Here is a 400-nt window from a genome sequence, read left to right as displayed (position 1 = left end):
TGTGAGTCCAAGTCAGAGTGGTTTGACGCCAAAGCCGAGCGTCCACGCTATGAGCAGCACAAAGTCTAAATGTTGGGAGCTTCGTATATATGGGAAAGTACTTTGTTATATATCCACTAAACTTCTAGCGATAGAATTTGTCACAATAATATAGCCGCGAATTACATCAGTGGCTCGGTCTGCTTATCCAGGGAAATAAACTATGAGGCATGTGAAAGTTGAGAGACGAGTGGCCGCACATTATTTGCTAGCAGCCATTGCTTTTATGCTATATGGCGGCCAAGTCTGCCCCTTATTGGAATCGATAACGGCAACTACCCTGGTTTTCCCCATACTCGTTGCTCTAGCTATTCGTTTGTTTAGTATTTCCTGGATAGATCGCAAACCACTTGACCGTCAG

The 400-nt window shown here is 44.5% G+C and carries 1 pseudogene; it reads left to right on the top strand.

From position 1 onward, the window contains the following. Positions 1 to 202: 202 nt before the first annotated feature. A pseudogene (locus A3735_RS09315) lies at positions 203 to 400 on the top strand (hypothetical protein); the annotation flags it as partial.

The sequence above is a fragment of the Oleiphilus sp. HI0061 genome (assembly GCF_001635675.1).
This window is presented reverse-complemented; position numbering and strand designations above follow the sequence as displayed.